Origin of the sequence: Rhodococcus sp. WWJCD1 (assembly GCF_002258735.1) — a bacterium.
Classification (GTDB): Bacteria; Actinomycetota; Actinomycetes; order Mycobacteriales; family Mycobacteriaceae; genus Rhodococcoides.
This window is the reverse complement of the sequence record NZ_NOXY01000009.1, coordinates 310,136-326,465: the sequence shown is the minus strand read 5'-3', so window position 1 is coordinate 326,465 and position 16,330 is coordinate 310,136. Positions and strand designations below refer to the sequence as shown.

18 protein-coding genes are annotated in these 16,330 nt (G+C 63.5%); 11 read left to right on the top strand and 7 right to left on the bottom strand.

Annotation, left to right across the window (positions count from 1 at the left end):
• Window positions 1–274: acyl-ACP desaturase (locus CH286_RS06740; RefSeq protein WP_176458133.1), on the top strand; the 274-nt coding region annotated here is incomplete at its 5' end.
• A 77-nt stretch (window positions 275–351) separates the two neighbouring features.
• Entirely contained in the window at window positions 352–1,056 is a 705-nt protein-coding gene (locus CH286_RS06735) for a M50 family metallopeptidase (protein ID WP_094608720.1), read from the top strand.
• Window positions 1,057–1,063: 7 nt separating this feature from the next.
• Here the strand turns inward: CH286_RS06735 and CH286_RS06730 are convergent, their stop codons facing one another.
• Entirely contained in the window at window positions 1,064–1,546 is a 483-nt protein-coding gene (locus tag CH286_RS06730; protein WP_037149899.1) for a YdeI/OmpD-associated family protein, read from the bottom strand.
• A 130-nt stretch (window positions 1,547–1,676) separates the two neighbouring features.
• Here CH286_RS06730 and CH286_RS06725 point away from each other — a divergent pair, with 130 nt between their 5' ends.
• Complete coding sequence (locus CH286_RS06725) at window positions 1,677–2,639, top strand: SMI1/KNR4 family protein (protein ID WP_094608718.1); 963 nt, start codon at window positions 1,677–1,679, stop codon at window positions 2,637–2,639.
• A gap of 8 nt (window positions 2,640–2,647) precedes the next feature.
• On the opposite strand, the gene CH286_RS06720 is transcribed toward CH286_RS06725, so the two are convergent.
• On the bottom strand, window positions 2,648–4,051 hold the full coding sequence (locus tag CH286_RS06720; RefSeq protein WP_094608717.1) for a GntP family permease: 1,404 nt from the start codon (window positions 4,049–4,051) through the stop codon (window positions 2,648–2,650).
• 137 nt (window positions 4,052–4,188) lie between these two features.
• On the opposite strand from CH286_RS06720, the gene CH286_RS06715 reads away from it, so the two are divergent.
• The 6 genes from CH286_RS06715 to CH286_RS06690 all read left to right on the top strand — a co-directional run bounded on the left by CH286_RS06715 (window position 4,189) and on the right by CH286_RS06690 (window position 9,196).
• Window positions 4,189–5,145, top strand: coding sequence for a lysophospholipid acyltransferase family protein (locus CH286_RS06715; protein WP_052058331.1), 957 nt, complete (start codon window positions 4,189–4,191; stop codon window positions 5,143–5,145).
• 96 nt (window positions 5,146–5,241) lie between these two features.
• Complete coding sequence (locus CH286_RS06710) at window positions 5,242–6,237, top strand: ABC transporter ATP-binding protein (protein ID WP_094608716.1); 996 nt, start codon at window positions 5,242–5,244, stop codon at window positions 6,235–6,237.
• Window positions 6,234–6,989 carry an ABC transporter permease gene (locus CH286_RS06705; RefSeq protein WP_094608715.1) on the top strand — a complete coding sequence of 252 codons (756 nt, stop codon included), beginning with the start codon at window positions 6,234–6,236 and terminating at the stop codon, window positions 6,987–6,989. The genes CH286_RS06710 and CH286_RS06705 overlap by 4 nt, the downstream gene beginning before the upstream one ends.
• Before the next feature lie 102 nt (window positions 6,990–7,091).
• Entirely contained in the window at window positions 7,092–7,577 is a 486-nt protein-coding gene (locus CH286_RS06700; RefSeq protein ID WP_094703174.1) for a hypothetical protein, read from the top strand.
• Window positions 7,578–7,634: 57 nt separating this feature from the next.
• The gene (locus CH286_RS06695; protein ID WP_032405199.1) at window positions 7,635–8,369 is read left to right on the top strand and encodes a 1-acyl-sn-glycerol-3-phosphate acyltransferase; all 735 of its coding nucleotides are present in this window, start codon (window positions 7,635–7,637) and stop codon (window positions 8,367–8,369) included.
• Window positions 8,370–8,437: 68 nt separating this feature from the next.
• A complete protein-coding gene (locus CH286_RS06690; RefSeq protein ID WP_032396725.1) occupies window positions 8,438–9,196 on the top strand; it encodes an SDR family oxidoreductase in 759 nt (252 codons plus the stop codon).
• Window positions 9,197–9,273: 77 nt separating this feature from the next.
• Here CH286_RS06690 and CH286_RS06685 read toward each other — a convergent pair whose 3' ends face one another.
• The 5 genes from CH286_RS06685 to CH286_RS06665 all read right to left on the bottom strand — a co-directional run bounded on the left by CH286_RS06685 (window position 9,274) and on the right by CH286_RS06665 (window position 14,038).
• Window positions 9,274–10,236, bottom strand: a complete 963-nt coding sequence (locus CH286_RS06685; protein WP_255182589.1) for an SDR family oxidoreductase — start codon at window positions 10,234–10,236, stop codon at window positions 9,274–9,276.
• Between the two features lie 84 nt (window positions 10,237–10,320).
• The gene (locus CH286_RS06680; RefSeq protein ID WP_094608745.1) at window positions 10,321–11,115 is read right to left on the bottom strand and encodes an SDR family NAD(P)-dependent oxidoreductase; all 795 of its coding nucleotides are present in this window, start codon (window positions 11,113–11,115) and stop codon (window positions 10,321–10,323) included.
• Between the two features lie 115 nt (window positions 11,116–11,230).
• Window positions 11,231–12,079 carry a 3-hydroxybutyryl-CoA dehydrogenase gene (locus CH286_RS06675; protein WP_303396144.1) on the bottom strand — a complete coding sequence of 283 codons (849 nt, stop codon included), beginning with the start codon at window positions 12,077–12,079 and terminating at the stop codon, window positions 11,231–11,233.
• Between the two features lie 5 nt (window positions 12,080–12,084).
• A complete protein-coding gene (locus CH286_RS06670; protein ID WP_032378347.1) occupies window positions 12,085–13,242 on the bottom strand; it encodes an acyl-CoA dehydrogenase in 1,158 nt (385 codons plus the stop codon).
• Window positions 13,243–13,390: 148 nt separating this feature from the next.
• Window positions 13,391–14,038, bottom strand: coding sequence for a TetR family transcriptional regulator (locus CH286_RS06665; protein ID WP_032377491.1), 648 nt, complete (start codon window positions 14,036–14,038; stop codon window positions 13,391–13,393).
• A 115-nt stretch (window positions 14,039–14,153) separates the two neighbouring features.
• Here CH286_RS06665 and CH286_RS06660 point away from each other — a divergent pair, with 115 nt between their 5' ends.
• Both CH286_RS06660 and CH286_RS06655 read left to right on the top strand, forming a co-directional pair.
• Window positions 14,154–14,498 (top strand): ArsR/SmtB family transcription factor, encoded by a 345-nt coding sequence (locus CH286_RS06660; protein ID WP_032405201.1) that lies wholly within the window; start codon window positions 14,154–14,156, stop codon window positions 14,496–14,498.
• A 108-nt stretch (window positions 14,499–14,606) separates the two neighbouring features.
• Window positions 14,607–16,304, top strand: coding sequence for a SulP family inorganic anion transporter (locus CH286_RS06655; RefSeq protein WP_094608713.1), 1,698 nt, complete (start codon window positions 14,607–14,609; stop codon window positions 16,302–16,304).
• The last annotated feature ends 26 nt before the right edge of the window (window positions 16,305–16,330 follow it).

The following is a 16,330-nucleotide window of genomic DNA, read 5'->3' as shown; positions in this document are numbered from 1 at the left end:
CGGTGCCGGGATGCCGAACTTCCGCCGCAACGGTGTGCTCATGGCCAAGCACGGCATCTACGACCTGCGTCAGCACCTCGAAGACGTCGTCTGGCCGGTACTGCGCAAATGGAACGTCTTCGAGCGCAACGACTTCACCGCCCGCGGAGAGAACAAGCGCGAAGAACTCGCCGCGTTCCTCGAAGACCTCGAACGCCAAGCCACCAAGTTCGAGGAAATGCGAGACCGCTCCCTCGCCCGCGAACGCGCCAAAGCCGAAGCGCGCGCGTCGTAGTGCCTGCGGCAGTGGAGCGGTTGAGCGCCACCGGCGGCACTTAGCCGCACCACTGCGGCGAAGCCGCATACTTGGGTGTGAACGAATTCTGGGACCGCATCTCCGCGGTGAGTCCTGATCCACCGGTGTGGATCGTCCAAGTTGCTGCTCTTGTTGCACTCGTCATCGTCGTACTGCCGCAGACGTGGCGGATCGCGCGCAACGTGGTCACCATTGCGCACGAGGGTGCGCACTTGTTCGTCGCGCTGATCACCGGTCGACAGTTGATGGGGCTGCGACTGCACTCCGATACCTCCGGCGTCGCGATCTCGAAGGGCAAGCCCACCGGCCTCGGCGTCATCGCGATGACCTTCGCAGGTTATGTGGGGCCGTCGCTGCTCGGACTCGGTTCCGCGTTCGTGCTCGGCACCCAGCATGCGGTGGCTGTGCTGTGGATCGGCGTCATCTCGATTGCATTGATGCTGTTGATGATTCGCAACATCTACGGCTTGCTGTCACTCGTCGTCGTCGGTGCTGCACTGTTCGTGGTGTCCTGGTGGGGTACCGGCGAACAGCAGGTCGCGGCGGCGTATTTCATCACGTTCTTCCTGTTGATCGCCGGCCCGCGGCCCGTTCTCGAACTGCAGAAATCACGCAGCGCCGGACGGGCACGGGATTCCGACGCCGATCAACTCGCCCGACTGACCTTCCTGCCCGGCATCGTCTGGGTCGGATTGTTCCTGCTCGTCACCGTCGGCTCATTGGCCCTGGGCGCGTGGCGAATTCTTGTTCCGGTGCAGTGACGGTAGGTCAGCTGTCGGTCTGCTGATTCGCCGTCAACGACCCCACCAGTCGCGCTATGCGCTCTGCGCGGGTCCGAGGTCTCGCAGCGTTGTCGATCGGCATCAACAACTGACGCCGTTCGCTCGCCCGCCTTCGTTCCCATGCGGCCGTGCAGTGTGCGTCTTCCATTGCTCGAGCCAGGTCCTCGGGGACCGGCACCAGATCGGGGTCGGCCGGCTCGAATTCGCACGACACCAGATCGCCGGCAGCGACGCCCAGTCGGCGTTGTAGCCCCGCCCCGACGTAGACGAAGGATCCGGGCATCACATCCGGATCCGCCTTGTTGATACCGAGATTGAGGCTGAGTCCGTCGATCGAACCGTCGATCCGGCGCGTCGGCCAACGCTTCGCTGCCTCGACCAATCGAGTCGGAATACGGATGATCGTGTACGTGCTCTTCCCCCACGTCAACGGCTCGAGCACTCCGTCGAATCGAATGCGGTCACTCACGATTGCCTCGCATCGCCGACACATCGCTGGAGGGAATTTCGCCCACGATCGCAGCATAAACGAATGCTCTCGGCGGAATGGAGACTCGCATCGAACCCCCTCGCCGATCGAGACCCATTAGGTTCGAGTCGTGAACCTCACCGAGGTATGGACGGCATACATGGCGATTCTTCGTGAACGCGCGCCCGTCACTGCTGCGTCGATTCGACCGCCGCGAACCGCGGGCGAGCGAGAGTCCGCGGAAAGTGCGACAACGCCGTGGACGGAGGAATTGCGCGAGTTCTACGGGCTGCACGACGGTCAGCACGAAACCTACGGCGATGAGAATGGGCCGGTCGGATCCGTGCTGCCGGACTACACACTTTCCTCGCTCGACCAAGTTGTCGGTCGGCACAGGTTCAGCCTCGAAAACCTTCACCCGATCGATGATCTGGGTGCCGATTGGCCGGCTGTCGTCCGCGCCCAGGAGGCGGGCGAGACAGCGGAGATGTTTCTGCCCGCCTATGTCCCGTTTGCCGAGGATGGTGCCGGTGGAACAACCTACGTGGACACACGTGCAGGGACGCGCAGTGGCTGTGTCCGCAACTTCTCCTACGATTCCGCTGACCAGGGCGCACCGTGGTTCGACTCGTTGACCGACTACATCGCAGTGTTGCTCCGCAGCGTCGAGACCGGATCGGCCGTCTACGACAACGTTGCACCCTCGTTCGTCGACGGAGTGCTCGAATGGGGTGACCCCGCGTTCTCGGAGGGGTCGATGGCATATGCGGCGACCCTACCGATTGTCCGAATACCGTTCGCACTCATCGATTTTCGACCATCGCAGCTGTCGGACGACGACGACCTACTCGATCTCGACCACGTGCGCCGCACCGTTGTCGATACCGCTCGGAGGCTGCACCCCGGTGCTTTCGTCGGAGACGCCCGAGCGGTATATCGGCAGGTGCCGCGTGTTCGTGGGGCGAACATGAACTGGTGGGTGTCCGTGGATGGAGCGGAAACCGTCTTCACTGCAATCGTCACCGGCGAGGAACATGACGTCATCGTCCTTGAGCTTCCGTCAGGGGGATGCGTGCTCGAAGTCGACGACTGAGGTGCGTGCTAGAACACCACCCACAGCAGTGACGCGACGGCGAAGATCGCCAGTCCCAGTGTCGTTTCCATGACGGTCCAGGTCTTGAGGGTCGTTTTCTCGTCCATGCCGAAGAAGCGGCTGACGAGCCAGAAGCCGGAATCGTTGACGTGGGACAGTACGGTGGCTCCGGCGGCCAGTGCGAACACCAGCAGCGCGATCTTGAAGTTGCTCAGATCCAGCTCGGCGACCTGCACCGAGATCAACCCAGCCGTGGTGGTGAGAGCGACGGTGGCCGAACCCTGCGCGACGCGTAGCGCGGTGGCGATCAGGAAGGCCTGCAGCAGAATCGGCAATCCGATGTCGGACAACGAGGCCGTCAGGGATTGCCCGATGCCGCTGGCTCGCAGCACTCCACCGAACATTCCGCCTGCACCGGTGATCAGGATGATCGAACAGATCGGCCCGAGAGCCTGGTCCATGTACTTGGCACCCTCGGCCACCGGGAAGCGTCCGGGCGCGAGGATGAACAGCGCCAGCAGCAAGGTGATCAGCAGCGCGATGGGCGTCTGGCCGATGAGAGTCAGGGCAGCAGCCCAGGTTTCGTCTCCGGTCAGCACACCGGAGGTGGTCAGAGTGTTGACGACGGTGTTGAGCGATATCAGCACCAGTGGCGTCAAGAGAATGAACAGCACTGCGGCGAACTTCGGGGCCGGGTCGCGGAGCGCGGCCATCTCTTTGTCGTGTTCCTCGGTGTTCTGGGATCCGTCTGCGAAGAGGTCTGCAGGAATGGTGACGAATCGTTTGCCGAGCTGGGTACCGACGAGATAGGAGCCGACGAACCAGGAGACGATGGCGACGGGTACGCCGATGAGCAGTACCGACCCGATGTCTCCGCCGAGCAGTTCGGTGGCGGCGACGGGACCGGGGTGCGGGGGAACGATGGCGTGCATCGCGGCAAATGCGCCTGCCGTCGGGAGGGCGTACAGCAGAACCGATCCGCCGAATCGTTTGGCAACGGTGAAGATGATCGGCAGAAAGACGACGAGACCGGCGTCGAAGAAGATGGGGAAGCCGAAGATGAGTGCGGCGACACCGAGTGCGAGTGGTGCCCGTTTGGCTCCGAACCGGTTGATCAGGGTATCGGCCAATACTTGTGCGCCACCAGTGATTTCGAGCAGTCTGCCGACCATCACGCCCAGTGCGACGAGTAGGGCGACCGATCCGAGCGTGGAACTGAACCCGGAGAGCAACGCATCGGGGACGTCGGCAAGTGGGATTCCCGCGGCGACGGCGGTGACCGCGCTGACCAGGACCAGGGAGACGAAGGCGTGCAGTTTCACCTTCATGATGAGGAAGAGCAGGATTGCCACGGCTGCGGCGGCGATCAGCAGCAGTGCCGTCGTGCCGTAGGCCGGTTCGATCGGATCCATCGGTGTACCTCGTTCGTTCGGCTCGAATTTCGACCATAACGGACAGGTGGGACGTCGCGTGGGGTAACGAGCGCTGGTTGTCGGTCGGCGGTGGGCGGGTGGAGTACCGTGCGGGTATGAGTGATGGGGATCACGTAATGGGTGGGGACGGCACCGGAGCGTCGACGGAGGAATCGACGAAGGAGCAGTTGCGCGAGCAGGCACAGCGTTACGCGGCGGCGGCCCGGCTGAAGATGAAGGAACGCCGCGAGAAGGCCTCCGGTGGTCTCGGAGGGGTGGTTGCCGAGCGCGCGGGCGGCTGGGACCTCGACGATCAGAACACCGTGGCGATGGACCGTCAGCAAAAGCTCTGGAACGGAGTGATGGACCGTTATTTCCGGATGGAGATCGACGGGTGGGAGACCATTCCCGAGTCGCCGGTTCTCGTCGTCGGGGTGCATTCGGGTGCGCCGTTCGTGTGGGATGCATGGACCGTCGGTGCCCAGTGGTGGCGACACTTCGGCGAGAAGCGAATTCTGCACGGCACCGCGCACGATGCTCTGATGGCGTTTCCGTTGATCGGCAAAGTCTTTCGATCCATGGGTGTGCTTCCTGCTGCGCCGGACTCGATGTCGACGGCATTGGCCGAGGGCCGGGACGTCATCGTGTGGCCGGGCGGTGAGGTCGATTCGCTGCGGCCCTGGAGCAAGCGAGATGAGGCGACGCTCGGTGGCCGAACCGGCTTCATCAAGCTCGCCATTCGGATGGGCGTACCCATCGTTCCGGTGGCAACAGTGGGCGGCGCCGACGCCATGCCGGTACTCATTCGCGGCGACAAGCTGTCGAAAGCGTTGAAGCTGGACAAGATTGCGCGGTTGAAAGTCTTTCCGATCGCGATCTCGCTTCCCTGGATCATTGCGCCCGCGGCGCTCCCGCAGATTCCGTTGCCCGCGAAGATCCGTACCCGTTTCATGCCGCCGATCGAACTCGACCACGATCCGGCACTGTGCGACGACGAGGCCTACGTCGACGCGAAGTACGAGGAGGTGCGCTCGAGTATCCAATCCGGGATGGATGCCCTGGCCCGCAAGCGAAAGTTCCCCGTCTTCGGTTGATTTCGGCTGTCCTGGCAACGCGGACCGAAGCTGACCGCGATCGTTCCTAACGTCTTTCTCGTACGGATTCACTCAGTGCGACGAGGGGCGTCACAGATGATCGAAACATCGGGACTGACCAAGACTTTTCGGCAGGGCAAGAAGACCGTGGAGGCGGTGCGCGGCATCGATCTGACGATCGGTGAGGGAGAGCTGGTGGCTCTTCTCGGCCCGAACGGGGCCGGCAAGTCGACCACTCTGCGCATGTTGACGACGTTGCTCGAACCGACGTCGGGCTCGGCGCGGATCGCCGGATTCGATGTGGCGAAGGATCGGGACCGTGTGCGACGCAGTCTCGGCTACGTCGGCCAGGGCAACGGTGCGGGGCACAATCAGCGCGTCCGAGACGAACTGGTGGTGCAGGGGTTGTGCTACGGCATGACGCGTCGACGATCAGGTAGTCGCGCAGACGAATTGATCGAGGCACTCGAACTCGGTGAGCTCGAGGGTCGCACTGTGTCCACGCTGTCCGGTGGGCAGCGGCGTCGACTCGACATTGCGTTGGGGTTGGTGCACCGGCCACCGTTGCTGTTTCTCGACGAACCGACCACCGGTATGGACCCGCAGAGCCGAGCGAATCTCTGGGATCACATTCTGCGGCTCAGGCGGGAGATGGGCACCACCATCGTGCTCACCACGCACTACCTCGACGAGGCCGATTCGATGGCCGAGCGGGTGATCGTCGTCGATCGCGGCACCGTCATCGCCGACGACACCGCCACGGCCCTCAAATCGGAACTGGCCGGGGATCTGATCGTCCTCACGGTGTCCGACGCGTCGGCGCTGGGTGCGCTCCTGGGCGGTGTTGCCGGAGTCAGAGACGTGACGGTTGCGGGTTCGCGGTTGAACATTCGGGTCGAGCGAGCCGAGGTGGTTCTTCCGGATCTGCTGCGGCTCAGTGAGTCTCACGGGATTACGGTGCACACGGCGGACATGACGCGACCTACTCTCGACGATGTGTTCCTCGGCCTCACCGGGCGCAGCCTCCGGGAGAGCGCCGCAGCGGGCAGCTCTTCCCTCGAAACCGCAGGCGCGGCAGGAGAACTCCGATGAACGTACTCTCGGGAAGCGCCTTGGTGATGGGCCGTGAACTGCGGCCGATGGTCCGCGATCCGTTCACCGTCATCTTCAGTCTGGTGCAGCCACTGATTCTGCTGGCGCTGTTCGGCCCGCTTCTCACCGAGGTCCCAGGTCTCGGCAGCGGCAGTGTGTGGGACTGGTTCGTTCCAGGCGTGCTCGCAATGATCACCATCTTCGGGACGTCGATGACGGGCTCGAACCTGCTGGCCGAATTGCAGCAGGGTTCGCACGAACGGATGTTGGTGACGCCGCTGCCGAGGTCGTCTCTGCTCGTCGGCCGCGCGTTCAAGGAAATGGTGCCGTTGGCCGCTCAGGCCGTGCTGATCGTTCTGGTGGCACTGCCGCTCGGGTTGTCGGTGAATCCCGTCGGCGCGGTCGTGGGAATCGTGCTGCTCGGTGTGTTCGGTGTCGGGCTCGGCGCGTTGTCCTACACGCTGGCTTTGGCTGTGCGCGGACAGGATTGGGTGTTCTGGTCCATCCAGCAGACATTGATGTTCCCCCTGCTCATCCTCTCGGGCACCATGCTTCCGCTGACCGCGGCCCCGGGATGGATGCAGTTCTTGGTGAACATCAACCCCCTCGGGTATCTGGTCGATGCCGAGCGTGCACTGTTCGCGGGCGAGTTCACCAATTCGACGGTGACGGCAGGTGTCGTTGCTGCCGCGGCCACTGCGGCGGTCGGACTTGCCGTCGGAATCCGGGCTATGGGTTCCTCGCGGGTGTGAAGCCGGCTCGAACCGTTCGCGCTGCTCACAGCGCTGCACAACTGCGCACTCGAGCGCAGACTGGCAGTCGTCCAGGCAGGGTTCACGAGGAGTGCAACGCCGATGAACAGTCGATCGACCATAGGATGCGCGGTAGTTGTCCTCGCTCTCGCGGGGTGTTCGTCCACAGAAGAGAACCCATCCACCACGGCTGAGCAGCCGGCCGCAACATCGGTGGAATCCGTGCAATCGGTGGAAGCGGATTCGGGTGAGTCGGACTTCTGCACGCTGTACGCCACCCAGGTGGCACAGGGTCTGGCCAACCTGCGGGAAGCAGAGGCGGGTGGTGTCGAGGTGGCCGAATCCATTGCTGCAGAACTCGCGACGAAGGCCCCGGTGACACAGTCGGAGCTGCAGGCCGTCGCTCCGCCGGAGCCGTTGGCGTGGCTACAGGCCATGGAGGAGGCCGACGCCAAGGGTGCGGCCGGCGACTTCAGCGCGATGGACGGTGTGTTCGAGAACCTCACCCTCCTCACCGATTGGTCGATCGCGAACTGCGGTCCCGAGTACGCCCCGATCTTCACCGAATACAAGGCGATCATCGGGTAGGCGATACGAAGGAGGCTTCGGCCCCGGCGGCACAGTTCGAACCACTAAGCTCGGTTCATGGATCGGCCAGCGGTAATTCTCGAGAACGATGTGACGGTGTACGACTTCTACCTGCGTCACCAGCAGAATCGTCAGGTCGCGAGGCTGGCGTACGCCACCTTGGCCAGACGCTTCCGTCCGCGGGTGTCGTATCCCGACGGTGCCCGTGAGGAACTGCGTCGTCTGGTGTACGACAACACCCGTTTGCTCATCGCGGTCAATCATCTGACCGAGAACGATCCCTACACCCTCGCAGCGGCGGCCTGGGCGTCGCCGCTGCGTCCGGTGATCGGGCGCACGAGGGTATTGGCCAAGGACGAATTGTTCCAGGAACCCAAGCAGCGCAGGCGAATCGACATGATGGGCGGCATCCCCGTCTTCCGTGGCAAGAACCATGGAATGCGCGCCGTCAGCGCAGCAGGCAATCGCATGATGGACGTCAGTGCCGAGCGCATGAAGCGGGGCGACGACCTTGCAGTGTTCCCCGAGGGCACCTGCAACCTGGAGGATCCGACGACGGTGCAGCACGTCGGCAGCGGAATCGGCCACATCGCGCTGCGCGCACGCAAGCTCGGTGTCGAGCCGGTGCTGATCTGTATCGGGTTGAGCTACGGCCCTACGACGAAGGTCAAGCAGGCCAGCGTGTACATCGATACCCCCATCACCGAACTACCCGAGAAGCCGATCGACATCACACGCGTGGTGGCTGAGGGAATGCAGAAGGCGCTCGACGGAGCGGTGGCTGCGTACTGACTGCGCCGCCGGGGTTGGTAGAAACAGATGACAGGTAATTCGATTCGGCGTGTTCCTAGGAGATATTCGTGAGCGATCAGATCAAGACGGCCATCGTCACCGGTAGTGCGCGTGGCATCGGCGCTGCGGTGGCGAAGCGGCTGGCCAAGGACGGTTTCGGAGTTGCGGTAGTGGACCTCGACGAGGCCGCGTGCAGCGACACCGTCGGCGCAATCCAAGCTGCTGGTGGGCAGGCAGTGGCCATCGGTGCCAACGTCGCCGACGAGGAATCGGTCCAGACTGCGGTCGATCGCATCGCGAGCGAGTTCGGTGCGCCGACCGTACTGATCAACAACGCCGGAATCACGCGCGACAACCTGCTGTTCAAGATGACGGTGCAAGACTGGGATTCCGTGCTCGGCGTACACCTGCGTGGATCGTTCCTGATGACCCGCGCGGTCCAGAAGCACATGATCGACGCCAAGTGGGGCCGCATCGTCAACTTGTCGAGCACGTCTGCCCTCGGCAACCGCGGCCAGGCCAACTACTCCGCTGCCAAGGCCGGCATGCAGGGATTCACCAAGACCCTGGCCATCGAACTCGGCAAGTTCGGCGTGACAGCCAACGCCATCGCCCCGGGATTCATCGAGACGGAGATGACGGCAGCGACTGCAGAGCGCGTCGGAATGCCGTTCGAGGACTTCAAAGCTGCTGCGGCGTCGCAGATTCCGGTCAATCGCGTCGGACACCCCGACGACATCGCGCACCTGGCCTCGTTCTTCGTCAGCGAGGGAGCGGGCTTCATCTCGGGCCAGGTCGTCTACGCAGCGGGTGGGCCGAAGGACTGACGTCTCCAGATGCGTGAATGGACCGTTCCCAAGCCCAGACGGGTGTGAATGGTCCATTCACGCAGAACGGATGTCGACTACGGCGTCGGCATGCCGCCGTTGACGTTCAATGTCTCGCCGGAGACGTAACCCGATTCGGCCGACGACAGGTAGACGTAGGCACCGGCGATCTCGGCGGGTTGCCCCGCACGTCCGAGCGGTGTCTCTTTGCCGAACTCCGGCAGCGCCGAGGTCGGCTGCCCGCCGGCTGCCTGCAGCGGTGTCCAGAACGGTCCCGGGGCAACAACATTGACGCGAATTCCCTTGGGTGCCAACTGCTGCGCGAGCGCCTTGCTGATGGTGTTGATGGCCATCTTCGTGGTCGCGTAATCCACCAAACCGGGTGAGGGTGTGTACGCCTGGATCGAACTGGTGTTGACGATGGTGGAACCAGCAGGCATGTGCGGCACCGCTTCCTGGATGATCCAGAACAATGCGTAGACGTTGGTCTTGAACGTCTGATCGAACTGCTCGGACGACAGGTCGGCCAGATCTTCGACGAACTGCTGCTTACCGGCAACGTTGATCAGCAGGTCGAGGCCACCGAGTTCGTCGACGGCGGTACGCACGATCCCACGCGCGGCCTGCTCGTCGGTGATATCTGCCGGAGCCAAGACTGCTGTGCGTCCGGCGTCGCGGACCAATTGCGCAACTTCCTGAGCGTCTTTTTCCTCTGACGGCAGGTAGTTGAGAACCACGTCGGCACCCTCGCGGGCGACGGCAATCGCTGCTGCACGGCCTATTCCGGAATCGGCACCGGTGACCAAGGCCTTACGGCCGGTCAGGCGGCCGGAACCGCGATAGCTGTCCTCACCGTGGTCGGCGAGGGGTTGAAGGTTTGCGGCCAGACCGGGCGGATCCTGATGCTGCTCAGGGAAGCCGTCCTGACGGTACTGCGTGACGGGGTTGGTAAAGGTGTACTGATCGCTCACTGTCGAATCGTCTCCGAATACGGTGAAATGCGTGAAGAACCTCTGCTCGATTCCGTGTACTTCACGCATGCCCCGAACCGGTCGGCCACAAACTGTGACCGACCGGACAAGCTGTGTGGTGCCGCAGGCAATGGCACGCGACGGGGCCGGAAGTCAGGGCAGAATCGAGTCGACGTAGCCGCCGTCGACTCGTAGAGCGCCCCCGGTGGTCGCGGACGCTTGCTCCGAACTCAGGTACACGATCATGTTGCCGATTTCCTTCGGCTCGATCAACCGTCCGATGAGCGATTGCGGACGATGTTCCTTCATGAATGTCGCCTGAGCCTCGTCCCACGGCAGATCGTCGCCGACGAGTTCTGCGACGAACTTCTCGACGCCCTCGGTGTGAGTGGGCCCGACGATCACGGAGTTGACCGTAACGCCAGTTCCTGCAGCAGCTTTCGCGAATCCGCGGGTCACCGCCAGCAGTGCTGTTTTCGTTATTCCGTAGTGGATCATTTCCTCGGGAATGACGACTGCAGAATCGCTGCAGATGTTCTGGATTCTGCCCCAGCCGGCTTCGGTCATCGCCGGCAAGTACGTTCTGATGAGTCTGATGGCCGAGAGCACGTTCACCTCGAAGTAGCGACGCCATTCGTCGTCGTCGATGTCGAGGGCGGCTTTGGCTCCGAAGATTCCGAGATTGTTCACCAGAATATCGACCACTGGGACCGTGGCGAGCAGCGTCTCGACCCCTTCGGCCGTCGCGAGATCGGCTGCCACGACGATCACTCGTGCGCCTGGTACTTCGGTGAGCAGTTGTTCCTCGGCCGAATCCAGCGCGGATGCGCTCCGGCCGTTGAGCACGACGCGAGCACCGGCACGGGCCAATTCGGTGGCAATCGCCAGTCCAATGCCTTGACTGGAGCCGGAGATCAATGCGGTCCGGCCGTCGAGATCGATGTTCATGAAGCCTCCCAATGTTGTGGAACGGCTCCAGTGTGCGCCTTTCGAAGACGTGAATGGTCCATTCACCGGCCCTGACGGGGGTGAATGGACCATTCACGCAGACTCGGGAGGACTGCTACGAGTACGTGTAGAAACCCTTGCCGGTTTTGCGTCCCAGCATTCCCGCGTCCACCATGCGCTGCAGCAGCGGCGGCGGAGCGTAGTGCGGCTCACGGAACTCCGCGTAGAGCGACTCGGCCACCGCGAGGGTGACGTCGAGGCCGACGGTGTCGGTCAGACGCAGCGGACCCATGGGGTGAGCGCAACCGTTCACCATGCCCTCGTCGATGTCCTCGGCACTGGCGAAGCCGGACTCGAGCATGCGGATGGCCGAGACCATGTACGGGATGAGCAATGCGTTGACGATGAATCCGGCGCGATCTCCGGCGCGAATCGTCTTCTTGCCCAACGTGTTGCCCGCGTAATCCGTCACCGCGGATACAGTCTCTTCGCTGGTGAGCAAGCTGACGACGATCTCCACCAACGGAAGCACCGGCACCGGGTTGAAGAAGTGCACCCCGACCACCTTGTCGGGGCGCTTCGTCGCGTTGGCCATCTTGATGACCGGGATCGACGAGGTGTTCGTGGCCAGGATTCCCTCGGGTTTGACGATGGAATCGAGCTTGCCGAACAGATCGAGCTTGAGCGATTCGATCTCCGGTGCTGCCTCGACCACGAGGTCGCGGTCTGCGAAATCGTTGATGTCGAGCGTCAACGTGATTGCAGCACGGGCTTTCTCGGCTGCATCGGCTTCGATACGGCCGGACCTGACGGCGCGAGCGAAGGACTTGTCCAGGCGAGCTTCTGCGGCGTCGGCCGTCGCCTGGCTCGTCTCGAGGATCAGCACGGAACTACCGGAGCGAGCGCACATTTCGGCGATACCGGCACCCATGGTGCCGCCACCGATGACGCCTACGAGTTCGATGTCGCTCATTTGAGCAGCGCCCGCGACATGACGACACGCTGAATCTGGTTGGTGCCCTCGTAGATCTGGGTGATCTTGGCGTCGCGCATCATGCGCTCGACCGGGAAGTCGGTGGTGTACCCGGCGCCGCCGAAGAGCTGCACGGCGTCGGTGGTGACCTCCATGGCGACGTCCGAGGCGAAGCACTTCGCTGCTGCAGAGATGAAACCGAGGTTCTTCTCGCCGCGCTCGGCGCGGGCTGCGGAGCTGTAGACCATCAGGCGTGCGGCTTCGACCTTCATGGCCATGTCGGCGAGCATGAACTGCACGGCCTGGAAGCTAGAGATCGCGGTGCCGAACTGCTTGCGGTCCTTGGTGTACGCGATGGCAGCGTCGAGGGCACCCTGTGCCAGGCCGACAGCCTGAGCGCCGATGGTGGGGCGGGTGTGATCGAGCGTTTCCAGGGCGGTCTTGAAGCCGGTGCCCGGTTCGCCGATGATGCGATCGCCGGGGACCTTGCAGTTCTCGAAGTACAGCTCGGCCGTCGGGGAGCCCTTGATGCCGAGCTTCTTCTCCTTGGGGCCGACGACAAATCCCTCGTCGTCCTTGTGCACGATGAACGCGGAGATGCCGTTGGCACCCTTGTCGGGATCGGTCACTGCCATGACGGTGTACCAATCGGACTTGCCGCCGTTGGTGATCCAGCACTTGGAGCCGTTGAGGATCCAGTCGTCACCGTCGGCCTTGGCGCGGGTACGCATGCCTGCCGCGTCGGAGCCGGCCTCGCGCTCGGACAGGGCGTACGACGCCATCGCGCCGCCTGCGAGTGACGGCAGGACCTGCTTCTTGAGTTCCTCGGAGCCCTTGAGGATCAGGCCCATCGTGCCGAGTTTGTTGACGGCGGGGATCAGCGAGGACGAGCCGCAGACACGAGCGACCTCTTCGATGACGATGCAGGCTGCGACCGAGTCGGCACCCTGACCGTCGTATTCCTCGGGAACGTGGATGGCGTTGAAGCCGGAGGCGTTGAGGGCCTTCAAGGCCTCTTCCGGGAAGCGTGAGTCCTCGTCCACCTCTTTGGCGTACGGAGCGATCTCCTTCTCCGACAGTGCCCGAATGGCCGCACGCAGTTCGTCGTGCTCCTCGGGCGATTGATACAGATCGAAGTCGGGATTTCCGGCCATATCGGCCACGCTCCTTGAATGTAGGGGGATCAGCACTGACCGATCAGGGCACTCAGTGCCAAGGATGCACCCATCGTACGTCTGCAGCTCGCTCGTTTCAAGGGTGGGTCCACGTTATACGGCACTGAGTGCCACACCGTCGGGTGAGTCAGTCTGTTGTGTGATCGGCCAACGCGTCGACGACTTTCGCGACGGACATGCCCCGCGGGAACGACGCGACGACGATCTCGCCGAGGAATTGCGCGCGTACCTGCGCCAGCGCGGACCGCAGGTCGCTGACCGACGTGGGCAGGCCGTCGCGAATCATCCGTCGGAGGATGTAGTTGTGTGTTGCGGTCACCGAAGCGGAGAACTGCAGAATCTCCAGGTGCGAATGATCCGGCCGCACTCGCTGCAGATATTCGACGAACAGTCGGTCGTAGCGAAACACGGTGACGATCTCTCGATCGCGCAGCGCAGGGTTGCGGTGCACCACCTGATAGCGCAGGCGCGACATCTCCAGCCAGTCGGAGAATCGCTCGTACACCTGCTGCGCGGCGTCGCACACCGCCTGCCAGGGATCGCCTTCGTTCGAGTCGAGAAATGCGCCTGCCTGCTCGAGCAGTATTTCGTGATCGGCGAATACGACGTCTTCCTTGGCACGGAACTGGCGAAAGAACGTCCGTCGCGAGATTCCGGCGGCTCCGGCTATGTCGTCCACCGTCGTCGACTCGTAGCCCTTGACCGAGAAGAGGTCGAGAGCCGCCGTGGCCACGGTCAGCCTGAAGTCGGTGGATTCGTCGGGTTCTCCGCGCATGTCAGTGAAGGTAGCGGAGTTTCGGTGAGGGCAGGGATGGCACTTGTCGCGTCGGCTGATTGCTAGTGTTCGCAAGTAGCCTGCCGCGCGGCGGTGGGTGGCACGGAGGGAAGTCATGGCCACGGATTCGAGTCGACCGCTGTACCGAATGAAGGCCGACTTCTTCAAGACGTTGGCGCATCCCGCACGCATTCGAGTGCTGGAGTTGTTGAGCGAACGCGAACACGCGGTGTCCGAGATGCTGCTCGAGGTGGGCATCGAACCGGCGAATCTGTCGCAGCAGTTGTCGATTCTGCGACGCGCGGGTCTCATCGAGGGAACTCGCGAGGGGCTGTCCGTGACGTACACGCTGACGTCGCCGAAAGTGGCAGACCTACTGGTGGTGGCTCGGGAGATCCTGTCCGGGGTGGTGGCCAACCAGGTCGAACAGCTGGACGGCGAGTCCGGATCGCGCACCTGACCCAGCGGTCCGAAACGGTGTCGAGCGTCTCCCTGTCGCGCTGATTCATTACTTGCTAAACTTAGCAATCAGCTAGATCAGGGTCGATGAGTTCTCAGAAAGCGTCGCATGTCCGAACCGACGAAACACACCCGCGCGAACGACGCCTTGATGGCCGTATCCGCGCTCCTGCCCCGGTGGAGCGAGTGGAAGCCCGCGTTCCGCGCTCCAGGCGCGGACCTGTTGGCAGGCCTGATCGTGGCGCTGGTCGCGTTGCCACTGGCCCTCGGATTCGGCGTCAGCACGGGGCTGGGTGCCGCAGCCGGCCTGACGACAGCGATCGTCGCCGGCGTCGTCGCCGCGGTATTCGGTGGCTCCCGCTTTCAGGTGTCGGGGCCTACCGGTGCCATGACGGTGGTACTCGTACCGATCGTCGCCGAGTACGGGCCAACCGGTGTGCTCGCCGTCGGGCTCATGGCCGGGGTCATTCTGCTGGCCCTCGCCGGTGCAGGCGTCGGCCGAGCCGTCCGATACATGCCCGCGCCCGTCATCGAAGGATTCACCGCAGGCATCGCCGTGGTCATTGCGCTGCAACAGGTTCCGGCTGCTCTGGGCATCACCGATGCCCACGGTGACAAGGTGTGGCAGTCGGCGTTCGACGCCGCCCGTCTGTTCGTCTCACACGCCAGTGTCCTGACCCCGGCCGTGGCTATCGCCGTGGCGATCGTCATGCTCGTCGGCGGCCGACTGGCACCGAAAATCCCGTTCTCCTTGGTCGCGGTCGCCGGAGCGACGGTGGCCACACAACTCTTCGACCTCGACATCGCCCGCATCGGCACCATTCCGTCGTCGTTGTCCGCACCCAGCCTGAGCTTCTTTCACCTCGGCGACGTCACGGCCTTGCTGGCTCCAGCGTGTGCCGTTGCCGCGCTGGCGGCCTTGGAATCGTTGCTGTCTGCCACCGCCGCGGACTCGATGGGCGTCGGCGCACGACACAACCCCGACCGGGAACTGTTCGGGCAGGGGCTCGCGAACATCGCCGCTCCTCTGTTCGGCGGGATTCCTGCCACGGGCGCCATCGCCCGGACTGCAGTCAACGTTCGATCCGGGGCCCGGACCAGGCTCGCCGCACTCACCCATGCGGTGATCCTTGCCGCGATCATGTACTCCGCCGCAGGGTTGGTGGCCGATATTCCACTCGCGGCCCTGGCCGGGGTGCTCCTGGCGACCACGGTGCGCATGGTCGAGACCGCATCCATCCGAGCGATCACCCGCGCAGGCCGCGGCGACACCGTGGTGATGTCGTCGACCTTCCTCGTCACGGTGGTCTTCGATCTGGTGACGGCAGTGGCCGTCGGAGTCGGGTTCGCTGCCGTACTGGCCCTGCGCGCTGTCGCACGATCCGCCACGGTCGAGCAGGTTCCCCTGGACGCGCTCGACGCAGTCTCGGAGGAAGAAGGCGACCTGCTGCGCGAACACATCGTCGCGTATCGAATCGACGGCGCATTGTTCTTCGGTGCCGCCCACAGCTTCCTGCTCGAACTTGCCGACGTCTCGGACGTGAAGGTGGTGATCCTGCGCATGTCGCGGGTGACCACAATCGATGCCACCGGGGCCATCGTCCTCAAGGACACCATCACCGAACTCGAACACCGCCACATCACAGTCCTGATCTCCGGAGCAAAGACCGAGCATCTGCGTCCTCTGACGGCGCTGGGCGTGTTCACCACCAAGGACGACGATGCTCGACGCGTCTTCGACACCACTCCGCAGGCCATCGCCTACGCGCGCACGCTGGTGACCGAGGCAACCACTCCTCGCGGGTAGGGTCGTAGATCACACTTGCGTAGGAA